Origin of the sequence: Neolewinella xylanilytica (genome assembly GCF_002934605.1) — a bacterium.
GTDB lineage: Bacteria > Bacteroidota > Bacteroidia > Chitinophagales > Saprospiraceae > Neolewinella > Neolewinella xylanilytica.
In genome coordinates, this window is the sequence record NZ_PTJC01000006.1 from 613,013 (window position 1) to 627,609 (window position 14,597).

Below are 14,597 nucleotides of genomic sequence, written 5' to 3' on the forward strand. Positions count from 1 at the left end.
ATGCTATTCGAAACGTAAGGTAAAATAAACGCGGACGGGCGATTCCCCCCGAACGACCTGCCAGGTGGAAGATTCGACGAGCGCCTTCCCTACGTAGTCCATCGTAGCTCCGTTCGGTTGTCCGCGGAAGCGGAAGTCAGTCAGGCTGCCGTCCTCCTGTACCAGGAAACTCACCTTTACCTTGCCGGCGGGTACGGTGGCGGGGCGCTCGTTCTCGATGCGCCGGCGCAGTTCGCGGTAGCCTTCCTCCGGACGTGCCTGGGGGCGGGGGGCACGGTTCGCTTCTAGGGGTACCTCGGATACGGAGGCGGTTTCCGTCCAGGTGCGGAAGCGCGGTCGCTCCGGCACTTCGTTCATGCTAATCTGCAGTAGGGCGCCGGTATCGAACACCTCCACGGTTTCCTCCTCGTAGTTCGGGTGAGTAACTACGATCTGACTCAGCGTGGCATCGTACGGTATCCGGAAGGTTCCCGTGCTGTCGGTTCTGGTGCCCAGCGGTTGCCCCAGTCGGTATACCTCGGCTTCCGCTATGGGGTTGCCGTCCTCGTCCGTTACGCGGCCGCTGACGGGCTGGGGGGGCGTGGCTATTGCCAGTCGGCGCAGGGGTTGCGCGACCGGTTCCGGCGCGGGTGGTGCCGCGAGGGTAGGGGCCGGAGCCGGGCGGTTCCGCTGTAGTTGGGGTAATTCCTGCTCGGCCGCGGGCGTTGGCATTTCCGCATCCGGAAGCGCTTCGGGGGCTGATTCGGCTTCGTCGGGCGCGGGCACCTCGGCTTCTACGCTTTCCCGACGGGCGATGGACGTAGTGGCGTCGGGCTCCGACGGGCTGGCGGCATGGGGGGCGGGCGGCGGCGGCGCGGGTGCGGTATTTTCCGGGGAAGCGGCCGGGCGGTCTGGCAAGGTCGGCTGGGTCCGTTCCATGGCAATAGCCGGTTCCGGTGCGTCGAAGTACCGGGGCAGGAGCAGGGCGGCGATTCCCAGCAGGACAAGCACCGTAGCGGCGGCGGCGTAGCGCGCGAATAGGGTGGGGCGGGCGGCCGTGGGTCGGCCCCGGGCGGTCATCGCGCTTACGCGGGCGACGTGATCTTCCTCCGGCGTGGCCTGGTACCCGGACAGCGCTTCGTGCAAGGCCGGATCGGCCGCGGCACGCCGCTCCAACTCCGCCTCTTCGGGCGCGGTGATCGCGCCGCTGATCCAGCGGTGCAACAACTCTTCGTCACGGTATTCAGTCGGCAGCACGTTCGGGTTGGTTGATACCGGCCAGGCAGATTTTTAAATTGCGGCGACCGTTCTGTAAATGTGAACGTACCTGACCCACGCTTAGATTTAGTGCGAGGGCGATACTACGGTAGCTTTCCCCCTCCTGAAGGTAGAAGCGTCGGATACACTGCCTTTGTTCCTCCATGAGCTGTTTCAAACAGTGGTAAAGCGGGCGCGTATCGGTGTCCCCCGTAGCGTCTTCCCCGTTTAGATGCGCTGCCAGTCCGGATTGCATATCCAGCGACTCCCCTAGTTGCAACGGGTCGCGTTTTTCCCGGCGTAGTTGCATCAGGCAGTGATTGCGGACCAGCGTCTGTAGCCACGACCGGAAGTTGGTCACCTCGTGCTTGGCCAGCTTGTCCAACAGGACGGGAAAGAGTTCCGCTCCCGCGTCCTCCGCCCGTTGTGGCGTGCCGAGGTAACGGAGGCACCAGCCGTAGATCATTTCCGCGTACCGCTCGTAAAGGGGGGAGAGGTCCCGGGGCTTTCCGCTGCGACGGAAGCGCTCTATCAGGGTTTGGTCGTCCGGGGGTGGGGCCATGGGGTAAAGGTAGCGAAGTAAAATGCTGCCTCCGGCAGCGCCAGTACAAAGCTGCCTCCGGCAGCGAATAGGAGAAAGGCCTTAATCAAAACATAATATTAGATTTGCATAGTTTAAAAACAAAAACTAGTTTTATGTGAAATCTACCACCACCATGCGCACCCGCTACATTCCCGATACCCCCATACATATCACCTACCGCCTCTACGGAAGTATACCCAACCTTCCGCTTCAGAAGCTTCACAGCAGCCACCGCCTGAGAAAGCTCCGTTTACAGGAGAAATTCCCTGCCGACCGGCGGAATGAGGATAGGGAATCCAAGCAACAGTACGTGGCCGCCTGTTTGTCAGCAGAGGTGGACCATTATCTACGGTACGATCAACTACTGGACCGGGCAACTACGGGGCCCCGTTATCTGCAGGGGGCCGCAGCCAAGCGTATCATCTTCGATTCCTGGCACCATATTGCTCGCCAGGAGAACCTGAAGATCTACGCCATCAGTGTCATGGATAACCACGTCCACGTACTGCTGGAAAACCGATCGGAGGAACGTCTGGTGTCGCTGATTCAAGTTTTAGAGAACCATAAAAAATTTACCGCCACCAGGCTGAATCGTCTGCACGGGATGCCGGGGCGACGGGTCTGGGCGGAGAAGGAATACAGCCGCACGGTGCGGCATGGCGGATTTGAACACGTACTCTGGTACGTGCTTAACAATCCGATTAAAGCCGGTCTTTCCGATTCACCGCTAGACTGGATAGGAAATTGGTGGGCACCCGATCTGTACGAGGCATTTGTTTTGCCTAGGGTGGCGTAGGTAGTGGGGTTTCTGGGTTGTGTCGCTGCCGGAGGCAGCATTGTGCTTCCGCTGCCGGAGGCAGCATCCTACCATCGCTACCGGAGGCAGCTGCTTACTGCCGCAACGTCGTACTTTCGCACCAAACCACACCCCAAAGAACCTCCCCATGGATAATCACACCTACGTAGCCATCATGGCCGGTGGCGTCGGCTCCCGCTTCTGGCCCGCCAGTCGGGAAGATAAACCGAAGCAATTCCTGGATATCGCCGGCGACGGTCGCAGTCTGCTGCGGATGACCTTCGAGCGGTTTCTGAAGCTCACCACGGCCGATAAGATCTTCATCGTGACCAACGGGAAGTATAGGGACCTGGTCCAGGAGCACCTGCCTGAGATCGGTTCTCAGCAGATCCTCTGCGAACCCAGCCGGAATAACACCGCGCCCTGCGTAGCCTACGCCGCCTTCAAATTGCAGAATATCGATCCGGAAGCCAATTTCGTGATTGCGCCGAGCGACGCGCTGATCGTCAACGATTCCCTCTTCGCGGCCAACATCAACAAGGCCCTCCGCTTTACGGCAGCCAACGATGCTCTGGTCACCCTCGGTATTTCACCCGATGCCCCCCATACCGGCTACGGATACATCCAGTACCTGGACGAGGCCACCGACACCGAAGACGTCTACCGGGTGAAGCGATTTGCCGAAAAGCCCGACCTGGAAACGGCCAAGTCCTTCCTGCGCAGCGGCGACTACCTCTGGAACGCCGGCATCTTTATCTGGCGCGCCAAAACCATCCTGGATGCCTACGAGCAGTATGCGCCGGAAATTTATGCCCTTCTCTCCCAGGGACTAAACTATTACAACACCGAGGAGGAGCAATCTTTCATCGACGAGTTCTATCCCCAAACGCCCAGCATCTCCGTCGACTACGCCATCATGGAGAATGCCGCCAACATCTTTACCATTCCGGCCCAGTTCGGCTGGTCGGACCTTGGTGCCTGGGGCGCCCTCTACCAGGAATCCAGCAAGGACGAGGACGGCAACGTCATTACCGGTCAGGTCATCATCGAAGACACCCACAACAGCCTCATCCGGGCCCCCAAGGATAAACTGGTCGTAGTCGGCGGCGTGGACGACCTCCTGGTCATCGACGAAGGCGACGTCCTGCTGGTATACCCCCGCAATCGCGAACAAGAGATTAAGGCACTGCGCGCCAAGGCGGAAAGTGCCCACGGGGAGAAGTTTGTGTAGGGGGGCGGTTGTCGGGTTTTGGTTGTCGGAGGTCAGTTGTCGGGTTATGGATTTAGGTATTCAGTTGTCGGATGTCGGTTAGCGAAACTGGATAGCGGACAACTGAGTACCGACAACTGAGTACCGACAACTCAAAACCGACAACCGACAACCGACAACCAAAAACCGACAACTCACCACAACCCACCCCTATATATACCTATCCGCAAACTGCTCCAGCCGAGGCCGGAAGTACCAAAAAGCCCCCAGCATCAGGACCACCAGCCCCAGCGCCTCGTAGTTGTTGGTCAGCAGGGCCACCGTAGTGATCAGTAGGGTAGCGCTTTCCAGAATCGCCAGCCGGATAAAGACCGTAGCCCGGTAGCTGCTGGCCGCCCGGTCGCGAATTCCCTTTTGCTTCGCCACCGTCCTGGCCCGAAACTGATCCAGGAACCAGGCACCCCCGACCATGCACACCGCATAGCCCGCCAGTACGTACAGGTCGGTTTGCGCATCCATGAAGAAGCGCGCCGTCTCCCCCCGGATCAGGAACCAGACCACTACCGCGTAGATGAGCTGCGCCATCAGCAGCGCGTAGAAAATGGTCTGTAACTGCTGGAACCACCTATTCGATGCCATGCATCATCTTTTTCATCCAGCCGGAGATGGCGACGAATATCAGTGCCGCGGTGATCGGTACGGCGGCAAAGATGCCGAAGAAGCCACTCAGGCCGACCGCCTCCGCAATTTCGTCGATGTAGGAACCCGTCAGTCCGGCCGCGAAGTTGGCAATGAAGTTCGCCACGAAGAACACCCCGAACATCAGGCCCACCAGCCGCACGGGCGCGAGCTTGGATACGTAACTAAGCCCGACCGGCGAGATACACAGTTCCCCAAGGGTGTGGAAAAGGTAGGCGGCGATGAGCCAGAACATACTCACGCTAGCGGTCTTGGCTCCATCGGGAATGCTCAGCGATCCGACGGCCAGAATAGCAAAGCCCAGCCCCAGCAAGGTCAGGCCGAGGGCGAATTTGATCGGTCCCCGCCGTAGGAAGGAGATCTTCCGTTCCCACAGTTTGGCAAAGGCCGGTGCGAAGCAAATGATGAACAGGCTATTAAAAATCTGGAACCATCCGGCCGGAACTTCCGGGGCAGCCTCGGTAAACTGCTCGTACAGCATGTTGCCGATCAGGATCCAGATGATCACGAAGGCTAGCCCGAGCACGAGGTTGGCCAGACTGTAATTTTTGAAGGTGATGGCGAAGAGCTTGAACAGCACCCAGGTCAGTACCACCACCGGAATGACGGTAATTGCCGTGTTCGCGATCCGGAAGTACGTAGCCCCCTCACCCGTCAAATTGCGCTCCGTATAGTCGAGAGCGAAAATGGTCATCGATCCGCCCGCCTGCTCGAAGGCCCACCAGAAGAAGATGATGAAGAAGCTGAAGACCACAATCGACCAGACCCGGTCACGCTCCACGTTAGTCAATGACTTGTCCGCCACGATCCAGCCAACGAAACCAACCACCGCCCCGAGGATGATGGGGGGCATGAACTCCCGACTGAAGGTCTGCAGGGCATTGGCCTGCGGCTCGGCAAAACTGGCAATGAGAAAGTAAAAAATGGCGGCTACCGCAAATCCGATACCGCCCCACACCATCGCGCGCTGACCGTCGTCATCTCCGCCTACCGACGGCGCAAAGTCGCCTTTCGCTTCAACGGGGGTCATGGAAGCATCCACGGTGAAACCCTCGGGCTCTACGGCGCGGGATTCGGTGACCGCCGTCTTACTTTCTTCCCGTTCCCGGGTCTGCCGCGGAGAAAGCCCGATGTCCCCGAAGATGTCCTGGGCGAACCAAAACTGAACCAGACCGATGAACATGAATATTCCCGCCAGACCGAAGCCGTAACCGTAACCCCAGTCTGCGCTCTCCCCGTAGTAGCTACACAGCAATATCCCCAGGAAAGCACCTGAGTTAATGCCCATGTAGAATATGGTGTACGCACCATCCTTGCGGTCGGTATCCTTTTCGTAGAGTTGCCCTACTATGGAGGATATGTTGGGTTTAAACAATCCATTTCCAATGATCAACAGGGCCAGACCGGTATAAAACAGCCCCGAAGTTTCAAAGGCCATCGCGGCGTGCCCTAGAGTCATAATCAGCGCCCCGAGTACGACGGCTTTGCGGTACCCCAGCAGTCGGTCGGCCAAAATCCCGCCGATCATGGGAGTAAAGTAAACCAGCCCGGTATAGATACCATACAACGCCAGGGCATCCGCCCGCTCCCACGGCGTCTCTCCGAAAGCAATGTCAACCAGGAAAACTACCAGCAACACCCGCATCCCGTAATAACTAAACCGCTCCCACATCTCGGTGAAGAAGAGTACGAAGAGTCCGGGCCGGTGGCCAAAGATGCTGCCCCCGTCTTCCGGGTGCCGTAGGGTCGATGAATCCATGTAGGTCAGGTTGTAATTTGGTGGGGGGTTAGCCGGCCGTTCCCGTTGGTGATGGCCGGATTGGTTAGGGGGTTAAGCAGTGAACGGTACGGTGTCGCGATACGCCGAAGTCGAAAGTTTGCATAAACCGAGGCGTGTCCGTACTCATCGTACCGGTAATCCGTGTCGAGCGATTGCTCCAAAGAAACAAAATTACCGCTTACCTCCCGCCAGCGCGATACGGATCGACGCCCCGAGGAAGCCACCCAGCCCCGCCGTGATGCCACCGAAGAGGGCCGTAACCGCCACCAATACCCAGCCCGTCGGTACCCCGAAGGTCACCGCCAGCCGGTCGCCGAGGCGGCCCTCCGAGAAGAGGTGGAGGTAGCCGGCGTAGCAGCCCCACACCATCACCGCCGCCAGGAAAGGGAAATAAAAGCCCCCCCGCCGCCACACCGGAAAGAGGTATCCCAGGGCAATGCTCGCCACGGCCGGAGCGTACCAGCTGGCATCCAGGTAGAGGCACAGAACGCAGACGAGCAACACGGAAACGAGCAGAAAAAATCGGTACATAGCGCCTATTCAAATATCCAGCTGCCGATCGGGTCGATCGGCCGTTTCGCCAGGGTGAGTTCGTGGTACCTCCCGCCGGCCCATTCTTCAAATCCATTGTCGTAGTATTCACTTCCGGGGTTTCCCGAAGCCCCCCCCGGCAGCGCACCCCAGGCCCGGGGGCGTTCTCCGAGTTCCACCACCATGCGCCAGCTGGCCCCGAAGCCGTCGTCGACCACCCGCGGGGTCATGCGGGCTCCGCCGGTCGTGATCAGTCCCGAACCCAGCCCGGGAATGCGACCGATGTGGTAGATTCGGGCGTCCCGCTCCTCGGCCCAGGTGAGCGGCAGCGCGCCGTCCAGCTCGTCGAGTACTTCCTCGAAGGACCGTTGCACCAGTATCGCGCCCGTTTCCCGGAAGGAAGGGGTGCTGTCGATGTCGAAAATGACGTTCCCCGGGTCATTCTCCAGCAGGTCGGTCAGCTTCCACCACTCGGGCTGAAGAAAGCGCTCGGCCGCGGAGAATTCGTCGAAGGTGAGGCGGTAGAATTTCTTTCGCCAGGCGTCGAATAGCGTTGGCCCCCTGCTGTCGCCCGTGTAGCGGTAGTCCCATTCCGATAGTACCCGTAGCAGCCGTCGACCGTCCTCGGTCAACGCCCGTCGGTTAATCCGCGCCAGCAGGAAGGGCGATAGCTCCTCCGCAAGGAGCGAGTAATCGTCGAGCTGCAGTTCCTTCATCCGGCGTTGGTTCATGGTCGGCTGGCGATCGAGTACCCGGTTGATGTACCGGCCCCGGTATTCGTCGAAACGGCCGAGGTAGTAGTAGGGGTATGCCGGACCCGTGGTGACTTGATTGGCCGAGCTCACGTAGCCACGCGCGGGATTGTACTGCACCGGCCGGTCCGCGAAGGGGATCCAGCCCCGCCAGGCGTTTTTCAGGCTGTCGCCTTCCCGGATGAACCGGCCTTCCCCCTCCGCGCGCAGCGGAAAAAAGCCGTTCGGGCGGATGGCAATATCGCCGTCACCCGCCGCGAAGATGAAGTTCTGCGCCGGATCGACGTAGCCCTCCAATGCCGCTACGTAGTCGGGGTAGTTGCGGCTTTCCATCAAGCGCAGGAAGGTGCCGATGATGGTGTGGGGCCGGACTGCACTGCCGGGAGTATCCTGCGCCCGCCACCGCATGGCCATGTCCGCATAGGGCCCTTCGGTAAACGGCACCGGTCCGAATACGGTCCAGGGCGTCCGGACGATCGTGGCTTCCTCCCCCTTCACGCTCAGGGTGTCGACGTGGTAGACCGCCGGTGTCGGCTTTCCGTCGAGGAGGTAGGTGGTGCGGGCGCTGTCCGTCCAGCTGATGCGGTACCAATCGGTCACGTCGTGGCCCACGTTGGTTTCTCCCCAGGCCACGTTTTCGTTGAAACCGATCATGATGCCGGGCGCGCCGGCCAGGCCTACGCCGCGGGCGTTACATCCGGGGTAGGTCATCTGGAGCTCGTACCACACGCTTGGGTACGTCAGCGCGAGGTGAGGGTCGTTGGCCAGCAGCGGCAGCCGGGTATTGGAGTGCGTCGGTCCCACGGCCCAGTTGTTGCTGCCGTTGTCGGGGTCGGGGGGGAAATAGGAGTAGGCGCTGCTGTCGATCAGGTGAAAATTCGGGCGCCGGAGCGCGGGAGCCAGCGTTTCCCACGGAAACAGGGAAAGCTGGCTGGTGGGCACGTCGGGGTCCGGCACTACCGGACTGTCCTCCGGAAACCGTTCCGGAAAAAGGAAGTCGAATTGCTCCCGCCCCAGCCGATCGAGGGTGGCGGTCGCCTCGGCGTCGTTGTAGGCTCCGCTGAGGCCCGTGGACATCCCCTTTACCAACAGGGCGATACGGTAGGGCGACCAGCGGATCGGTTCGTGGCCGAGCAGTTTGTATTCCAGGGGGTATGCCTCCGGTTCGAGCTGATCCAGATACGCGTTGACCCCGGCGGCGTAGGCCTCCAGGATCCGGTACTCCTCGGGAAAGTCGGTCCGTAGGGTATCGACCATCCGCTCGGCGATTTCCCGGTACCCACTTCGGATCTTTACCAGATCGCGTTCCTTCAACGACGGCCCCAGCACCTGCGCCAAGGCGCCCTCCGTCGCCCGCGTACTGATGTCCATCTGCCAGAGCCGGTCGTAGGCGTTCACGTAGCCCTGCAGGAAGATGGCGCTCTCGCGGCTGCCGGCGATGATGTGGGGTACGCCGCGATCGTCAAAGTGGATTTCTCCCCGGGCGATCGCATCGTCGAGGTGGAGGCTTAACTCCTCGGTCCGCGCGCCCTCCCCGGTATTTTGCCAGAATCCCCGGGCCGGATTAAAGAAGGGACCCAACTCCGGCAGGGGCAGACCGAAAACCCCGGGAATGCTTCCAAGCAGCAGCCAGCCGAGCAACAGCACGGCGGAAATAAGCGGAACGGTCCAGCGCATAGGTCAGAGTAGGGGATTGCGAAGGTAATGGGTGGGGAACGAACTAAAATCCGTCCGCCTTATTATAATTCCCCATGCGTACCCTGTTATACCCACTATTGTCTGGCATCAGTCTATCGCTGTTGCTGCTGGCTAGCTGCGATGGCCGGACGCAAGATCGCCGCGCCGAGCGGGGAGCTACCTACGTCAGCGATCCCGATCATCTTTTCTTTATGAATACCCGCAGCCGGGACTACCGATCCGTCACCCCCGAGGAAGGCACCGATGTATTCTACCACGACGACCTGGATGGCAGCCCTAGTCTGCTCATTCGCAACAACTGGCTGCAAGACCGGGCGGAGCTCGTCCTGGACGGTCGCGTCGTCACCACCGAGGAAGCCCGCCGGCTGCGGAATGCCGTGGGTAGCCAGCGTGATTCGCTGGATTTATCGACCGACACCGAACGGGAGGCGGTGGCCGAAGTAATTGCCGACTATCTCCGCTTGGTCGGCGGCTAGCCCAACCATTGTCGCCCTCGCGGGTAGTTTAGCCGTGGTGAATCGTAAGAAAAAAGGATGGCAACGGGAGGTATTGGAGCACTACCACGATCGGTACAATCGGCCGGAATTCATTCCCGACGATCCCATCGGCCTGGTGCATGCCTTTACCGATCCGCGCGACCGGGAGATCGTCGGCTTCTGGATCGCCATGCTGGCCTGGGGGCGACGCGCCACCATCATCGATAAGGGACAACAACTGATCGAAGCCATGGGCGGGGAGCCGTATCGCTTCGTCATGGAGTACGGCAGCTGCGAGGATACCATCCAGCGGGAGCTTGGCACCTGGAAGCACCGCACCTTTACCCTCACCGATACCAGCTATTTCCTGCAGTGGTTGCAGTGGTATTACCGGCGCCACGACAGCCTGGAGGACGCCTTCGCCCGTCACCTGACCGCCGACAGCACCACCATCGAACCGGCCCTGCGTGGCTTTCACGACGATTTCTTCCGGCTGCCCGATGCGCCCCGCCGCACCCGAAAGCACGTGGCCACGCCGGCGCGGAAGTCGCGCTGCAAACGGTTGTGTATGTTCCTTCGCTGGATGGTCCGACAGGACGATCGCGGCGTGGACTTCGGGCAGTGGCGGCGCATTCGTCCGGATCAACTGTGCATGCCGCTGGACGTACACGTGGAGCGGGTGGGGCGGTCGCTGGGGCTACTCCAACGCAAACAGGGTGACTGGATGGCCGTGACCGAGCTGACGGCTAACCTGCGGGAATTCGATTCCGAAGATCCTACGCGGTTCGATTTCGCCCTGTTTGGGATGGGGGTAGAGGGGGTTGGTTAGTTGCGCTTCGCGCGGTTAGGGTTTGTGCAGTTAGTTGGTTTCGCCGGGTCGGTATTTAATACTTTCTCCCGCTTGCGCTGTTTGCAAACCGAATCTAGTGCCCCGTTTTATGAATACGCATTTCTGGCTGACGGCAACGAAGCCGAAAAAAAATCCCGACCAACCCGATGATCGGCTTTACGTGAGAAAGTACGGTACGGGGCACGCGGTCTTGCTGGCCCTGCACGGGTTCGGACGAAACGGGGCGCGGATGGAGCGACTGGGAATGAATCTCGGGAAGCATTTTACGACCCTCGCTCCCGATTTGCCGTACCACGGAAATTCGGAATGGTACGGCGACCGGTACGATATCGCGGAAATGACCGAACTGCTGCAGCAGCTGCTGGACCGCTTTGCCGACCGCCCCGTATTCCTCCTCGGCCACAGTCTGGGAGGTCGTTACCTGAGCGCTTGCCTGGCCGGATTGCATCATCCGCAACTCCGGGATCTGGCGCTGGTCGCACCCGACGGGGCCGGGGGGCGCTATACCAACTGGATCGATACCCTGCCGGCCAAACTCATACGTCCGCTCGCCCGGCTCACCGAACGGCCGCGCGCGATACTGCGGATGTCGGACTGGTTAAAGAAGCGGGGCATCATCAATGGCTACTCGGCCGAATACCTGAAGTACAACCTGAACGACCGGCCCTTTCGCCGCCGGCTGGCCGGTACCCTGCGCAGCGTCCTGAAATTTCCGCCCTCACCGGAAGCCTTCGAGCGGGCGTTACGGGAACGAAATATCCGTTGCACGGTATTCGTGGGGGATAAGGATCCGCTGCTGCACCACGACCGGCTGACCCGCATGTACGAGCCCTTGCCCTCGGTGGAATTGCACCATTATCCCGGTAGTCACTGGCTGCCGGAACGATTATTGGCGGAATACTACCAGAATAGTTTAGTGACTGTGTTACCTTAGCCACCGTGAAACCTTTGGCTTACCCCAATGTCGGTACCATTCTGGACCGCACCACTCGCCTTCTGAAACAGCATTATCTCCGCGCCTTTCGCGAGGAGGGTATCGATATCAGTACGGAGCAATGGGTGCTGCTCGACCGACTGTATTCCTCCGGCGATGCCAGCCAGACGGAGCTCGCCAACGGAACGTACAAGGACGCTCCGACCGTAAGCCGCATCATCGATAAACTCGCCAAGAAGAAGCTCGTCGAACGCCGCCGTTTCCCCAATGACCGACGCCGCTACCTCGTTTGTATTACCAAAACCGGAAAGGACGTCCACGACCGGATCACGCCCTACGTAAAAGACTTGCGGCTACGTACCTGGAACGGTCTTTCCGAAGATGATTTCAATCGCTTGCAAAATATTCTGCAACACATCCGGGATAATTTCGAGGAAGAGTAATTAGGCGGTCGCTTCGCTCCCTTGGTAGTCTTTTAGTACGTTCTTCGGGGTAATTTTTAGCAATCTGAACTTACGGGATAGCTGGAATTCCGGCTCTCTTTGATTCCATTGCGATGCGATCATCTCCGGAAAAGACTGGCCAATTTGATCCGCTGTTAGTGAACAAGAAGAGCCGGGCGATCTTGCCGACTAAAAGACTAAAAGACTAAAAGACTAAAAGACTAAAAGACTAAAAGACTAAAAGACTAAAAGACTAAAAGACTAAAAGACTAAAAGACTAAAAGACTAAAAGACTAAAAGACTAAAAGACTAAAAGATGCAATCCCTACCCCAACACATAGAGGCCCTCATCTTCGCCGCTCCCCAGTCCGTTTCCCTCGAGGATATTCGTGCCGTCCTGCGGGAAAGCGTCGGCGCTGAGTTCAACGACGAGGCGCTACTGGAGGCCATCGCTGCGTTGCGGCGGCGGTACGACCACGCGGAGCACAGCTTCGAGGTAGTGGAGATCGCCGGGGGGTATCGGTTCATGACCAAGGGCGCCTACCACCAGACGATCGGCACGCACCTGCGGCAGCAAAGCACCAAAAAGCTGAGCCGCTCCGCCCTGGAGACGCTTAGCATCATTGCGTACAAACAGCCGGTCACCCGGTCGGACCTGGAGAAGATCCGGGGGGTAAGCTGCGACTATGCCATTCAGAAACTATTGGAAAAGGAGCTTGTTACCATTACCGGCCGGGCCGATACCGTGGGCAAACCGCTACTCTACGGCGTGACGGAAAAGTTCATGGATTATTTCGGTATCCGGTCGATGAACGATCTGCCCCAACCCAAAGAGTTCCAACTGCCCGAAAATACGATCGGGGAACCGGAGGAGCTGATGGTAGAATCCGAAAACTAAGCACTGCCCCCATGGTCAATAAAGTCGCCGCCTCCGGTCTCATCACGCTCAAACTAGAAGACTACTGGCCTGATGCCCCCCTAGTCGCTTTCGACCTGAAGGATTATCTCTTCATGGAACTCATCCTTAAAGAGAAGGACTTCCGGGATGCCATCAAGGAGCACGACTTCGCGCAATACGAAGGGAAAACGCTACTGGTGTTTTGTTCCGCCGACGCGATCATTCCGGCCTGGGCCTATATGCTGGTAGCCGCTTCCGCCTCGCCCTACGCCGCCGATATCTACCAGGGCACCGAGGAGGAATACCTGCGCGACCATTACCGTCGGGTCATCAAGCAATTCGACCCCGCCGATTACGCCGACCAGCGCATCGTGGTGAAGGGTTGTGGCGATCGCAACGTGCCGCCCGCCGCCTATTTGGAAGTTACCGCGCTCCTGCGCCCCGTCGCCAAATCCATTATGTTCGGCGAGCCCTGCAGCACCGTTCCGGTCTATAAGCAACCCTTCAAAAGGGAGTAAAGCCGGCGTCCCGCGGATCCCGGACTAAATGCCGAACGGGCTGTACCCGGCTACACCTTATCTTGGGCCGTAAACATGGCCCATGCGATCGAGTCCTTACCTGATTGTGCTGTTGTCCCTCTGTTTCTCGCTTACGGTCGGGGCACAGGACACGCATTTTACACTTCATGATTATAACCCGCTGTGGTTGAACCCGGCCCAGACCGGTGCCTTCAGCGGTACGGTACGGGTAGGCGGCATCTACCGCGGCCAGTGGTTTACCCTCAACGGAATGAGTACCCCGAGCGCGTACGTGGATGCACCCGTGATCCGGGGGTTGCGGGAGTTCGACTGGATCGGGGTCGGGGCAAACCTGATCAGCGACAAGGCCGGGGTAGGAGCCGACATCGGACTGCAATCCACCTACTTCGGATTCTCGGCGGCCTATCACCTCGCGCTCGATAACCGCCGCCGCAACGTCTTTACGCTGGGTGCCCAGTACGGGAGCACCTCCTACGGGATCGACGTGGAATCCGGCGCGTTGCGGCAGCAACTGACGATCGACCCCAATCTAGGGGGTGGCGGACTAACCCAGGGCGAACTCACGCCATCGGGCATGGATGAGATGATGGACGATATGAGTTACAGCAGCATCAACGCCGGGGTCATGCTGCGTTCCGTGCTGGACGCCGATAAGGGAAACGTATTAGAGATCGGGGTCTCGATGTTTCATATTGGTGGGCCGGAAAAGGAAAGCCTGATCGCCGAGCCCACCGATTCGATGGGCCTCGACAGCACCACCCTCGGCGCCTTCGATCGGGAAGATCTGAACCGCCGGTCCACGCTCCGGGGAAACGCCCGGCTGGACCTGGAGCTAAACGAAGACTGGCGCTTCCAGCCGAGCATTTACGCCCAGACTTCCGCTTCCGTCACTTCCGTGTCGGTACAGGCCTGGGGAAGCCGCAGACTCAAACCCGACGTGAACTTGCGGCTCGGTCTCGGGTACCGTACGGGCGACGCGGCGCAGGTGCTGATCGGCCTGGACTACCAGCAATTACGGGCCGCACTCAGCTACGACCTGACCGTCAGCAGTGCCCGCAACGTCGACAACTACCAGGGGGCTTTCGAACTGGCCGCCCAGTACATCATCAATATTTATAAGAAACCGACTGTCGTGCCCACGATGCTGTGCCCTAAAATTTAGTGCCCGCCCC

At 59.5% G+C, this 14,597-nt stretch carries 15 protein-coding genes; 9 read left to right on the plus strand and 6 right to left on the minus strand.

All coding sequences use genetic code 11. The annotated features are described in order from the left end of the window. Window positions 1–3: 3 nt before the first annotated feature. Both CLV84_RS11740 and CLV84_RS11745 read right to left on the minus strand, forming a co-directional pair. Complete coding sequence (locus CLV84_RS11740) at window positions 4–1,236, minus strand: carboxypeptidase-like regulatory domain-containing protein (RefSeq protein ID WP_146088786.1); 1,233 nt, start codon at window positions 1,234–1,236, stop codon at window positions 4–6. Then, window positions 1,223–1,798 (minus strand): RNA polymerase sigma factor, encoded by a 576-nt coding sequence (locus CLV84_RS11745; protein WP_104419985.1) that lies wholly within the window; start codon window positions 1,796–1,798, stop codon window positions 1,223–1,225. The genes CLV84_RS11740 and CLV84_RS11745 overlap by 14 nt, the downstream gene beginning before the upstream one ends. A gap of 136 nt (window positions 1,799–1,934) precedes the next feature. Here CLV84_RS11745 and CLV84_RS11750 point away from each other — a divergent pair, with 136 nt between their 5' ends. Both CLV84_RS11750 and CLV84_RS11755 read left to right on the plus strand, forming a co-directional pair. Next, window positions 1,935–2,615: a transposase gene (locus CLV84_RS11750; RefSeq protein WP_146088787.1), complete on the plus strand. Its 681-nt coding sequence runs from the start codon at window positions 1,935–1,937 to the stop codon at window positions 2,613–2,615. 148 nt (window positions 2,616–2,763) lie between these two features. Beyond that, a complete protein-coding gene (locus CLV84_RS11755; protein ID WP_245911493.1) occupies window positions 2,764–3,846 on the plus strand; it encodes a mannose-1-phosphate guanylyltransferase in 1,083 nt (360 codons plus the stop codon). A gap of 189 nt (window positions 3,847–4,035) precedes the next feature. Here the strand turns inward: CLV84_RS11755 and CLV84_RS21495 are convergent, their stop codons facing one another. The 4 genes from CLV84_RS21495 to CLV84_RS11770 form a co-directional block, all read right to left on the minus strand. Continuing rightward, window positions 4,036–4,464, minus strand: coding sequence for a hypothetical protein (locus CLV84_RS21495; protein WP_146088788.1), 429 nt, complete (start codon window positions 4,462–4,464; stop codon window positions 4,036–4,038). Further along, on the minus strand, window positions 4,451–6,283 hold the full coding sequence (locus CLV84_RS11760; protein ID WP_104419987.1) for a peptide MFS transporter: 1,833 nt from the start codon (window positions 6,281–6,283) through the stop codon (window positions 4,451–4,453). Before CLV84_RS11760 ends, CLV84_RS21495 begins: the two co-directional genes overlap by 14 nt. Window positions 6,284–6,475: 192 nt before the next feature. Beyond that, complete coding sequence (locus tag CLV84_RS11765) at window positions 6,476–6,835, minus strand: hypothetical protein (RefSeq protein WP_104419988.1); 360 nt, start codon at window positions 6,833–6,835, stop codon at window positions 6,476–6,478. 5 nt (window positions 6,836–6,840) lie between these two features. After that, a complete protein-coding gene (locus CLV84_RS11770) occupies window positions 6,841–9,264 on the minus strand; it encodes a penicillin acylase family protein (RefSeq protein WP_104419989.1) in 2,424 nt (807 codons plus the stop codon). A gap of 74 nt (window positions 9,265–9,338) precedes the next feature. On the opposite strand from CLV84_RS11770, the gene CLV84_RS11775 reads away from it, so the two are divergent. The 7 genes from CLV84_RS11775 to CLV84_RS11805 all read left to right on the plus strand — a co-directional run bounded on the left by CLV84_RS11775 (window position 9,339) and on the right by CLV84_RS11805 (window position 14,587). Continuing rightward, window positions 9,339–9,761: a hypothetical protein gene (locus tag CLV84_RS11775; protein ID WP_146088789.1), complete on the plus strand. Its 423-nt coding sequence runs from the start codon at window positions 9,339–9,341 to the stop codon at window positions 9,759–9,761. Between the two features lie 37 nt (window positions 9,762–9,798). Beyond that, the gene (locus CLV84_RS11780) at window positions 9,799–10,590 is read left to right on the plus strand and encodes a TIGR02757 family protein (protein ID WP_104419991.1); all 792 of its coding nucleotides are present in this window, start codon (window positions 9,799–9,801) and stop codon (window positions 10,588–10,590) included. A 109-nt stretch (window positions 10,591–10,699) separates the two neighbouring features. After that, a complete protein-coding gene (locus tag CLV84_RS11785) occupies window positions 10,700–11,545 on the plus strand; it encodes an alpha/beta fold hydrolase (protein WP_104419992.1) in 846 nt (281 codons plus the stop codon). 14 nt (window positions 11,546–11,559) lie between these two features. Then, window positions 11,560–11,988 (plus strand): MarR family winged helix-turn-helix transcriptional regulator, encoded by a 429-nt coding sequence (locus CLV84_RS11790; RefSeq protein ID WP_170067676.1) that lies wholly within the window; start codon window positions 11,560–11,562, stop codon window positions 11,986–11,988. Between the two features lie 316 nt (window positions 11,989–12,304). Further along, complete coding sequence (gene scpB / locus CLV84_RS11795; protein WP_104419994.1) at window positions 12,305–12,886, plus strand: SMC-Scp complex subunit ScpB; 582 nt, start codon at window positions 12,305–12,307, stop codon at window positions 12,884–12,886. A gap of 11 nt (window positions 12,887–12,897) precedes the next feature. Further along, window positions 12,898–13,404 carry a DUF2480 family protein gene (locus tag CLV84_RS11800; protein ID WP_104419995.1) on the plus strand — a complete coding sequence of 169 codons (507 nt, stop codon included), beginning with the start codon at window positions 12,898–12,900 and terminating at the stop codon, window positions 13,402–13,404. 82 nt (window positions 13,405–13,486) lie between these two features. After that, window positions 13,487–14,587, plus strand: a complete 1,101-nt coding sequence (locus tag CLV84_RS11805; protein ID WP_104419996.1) for a PorP/SprF family type IX secretion system membrane protein — start codon at window positions 13,487–13,489, stop codon at window positions 14,585–14,587. Window positions 14,588–14,597 lie beyond the last annotated feature (10 nt).

What these genes read in the sequence shown, in the direction of transcription:
- CLV84_RS11745 (WP_104419985.1), bottom strand. Translation starts at nt 1,798, where the DNA reads ATGGCCCCACCCCCGGACGACCAAACCCTGATAGAGCGCTTCCGTCGC.
- CLV84_RS11755 (WP_245911493.1), top strand. Translation starts at nt 2,764, where the DNA reads ATGGATAATCACACCTACGTAGCCATCATGGCCGGTGGCGTCGGCTCC.
- CLV84_RS21495 (WP_146088788.1), bottom strand. Translation starts at nt 4,464, where the DNA reads ATGGCATCGAATAGGTGGTTCCAGCAGTTACAGACCATTTTCTACGCG.
- CLV84_RS11760 (WP_104419987.1), bottom strand. Translation starts at nt 6,283, where the DNA reads ATGGATTCATCGACCCTACGGCACCCGGAAGACGGGGGCAGCATCTTT.
- CLV84_RS11765 (WP_104419988.1), bottom strand. Translation starts at nt 6,835, where the DNA reads ATGTACCGATTTTTTCTGCTCGTTTCCGTGTTGCTCGTCTGCGTTCTG.
- CLV84_RS11770 (WP_104419989.1), bottom strand. Translation starts at nt 9,264, where the DNA reads ATGCGCTGGACCGTTCCGCTTATTTCCGCCGTGCTGTTGCTCGGCTGG.
- CLV84_RS11775 (WP_146088789.1), top strand. Translation starts at nt 9,339, where the DNA reads ATGCGTACCCTGTTATACCCACTATTGTCTGGCATCAGTCTATCGCTG.
- CLV84_RS11785 (WP_104419992.1), top strand. Translation starts at nt 10,700, where the DNA reads ATGAATACGCATTTCTGGCTGACGGCAACGAAGCCGAAAAAAAATCCC.
- scpB (WP_104419994.1), top strand. Translation starts at nt 12,305, where the DNA reads ATGCAATCCCTACCCCAACACATAGAGGCCCTCATCTTCGCCGCTCCC.
- CLV84_RS11800 (WP_104419995.1), top strand. Translation starts at nt 12,898, where the DNA reads ATGGTCAATAAAGTCGCCGCCTCCGGTCTCATCACGCTCAAACTAGAA.
- CLV84_RS11805 (WP_104419996.1), top strand. Translation starts at nt 13,487, where the DNA reads ATGCGATCGAGTCCTTACCTGATTGTGCTGTTGTCCCTCTGTTTCTCG.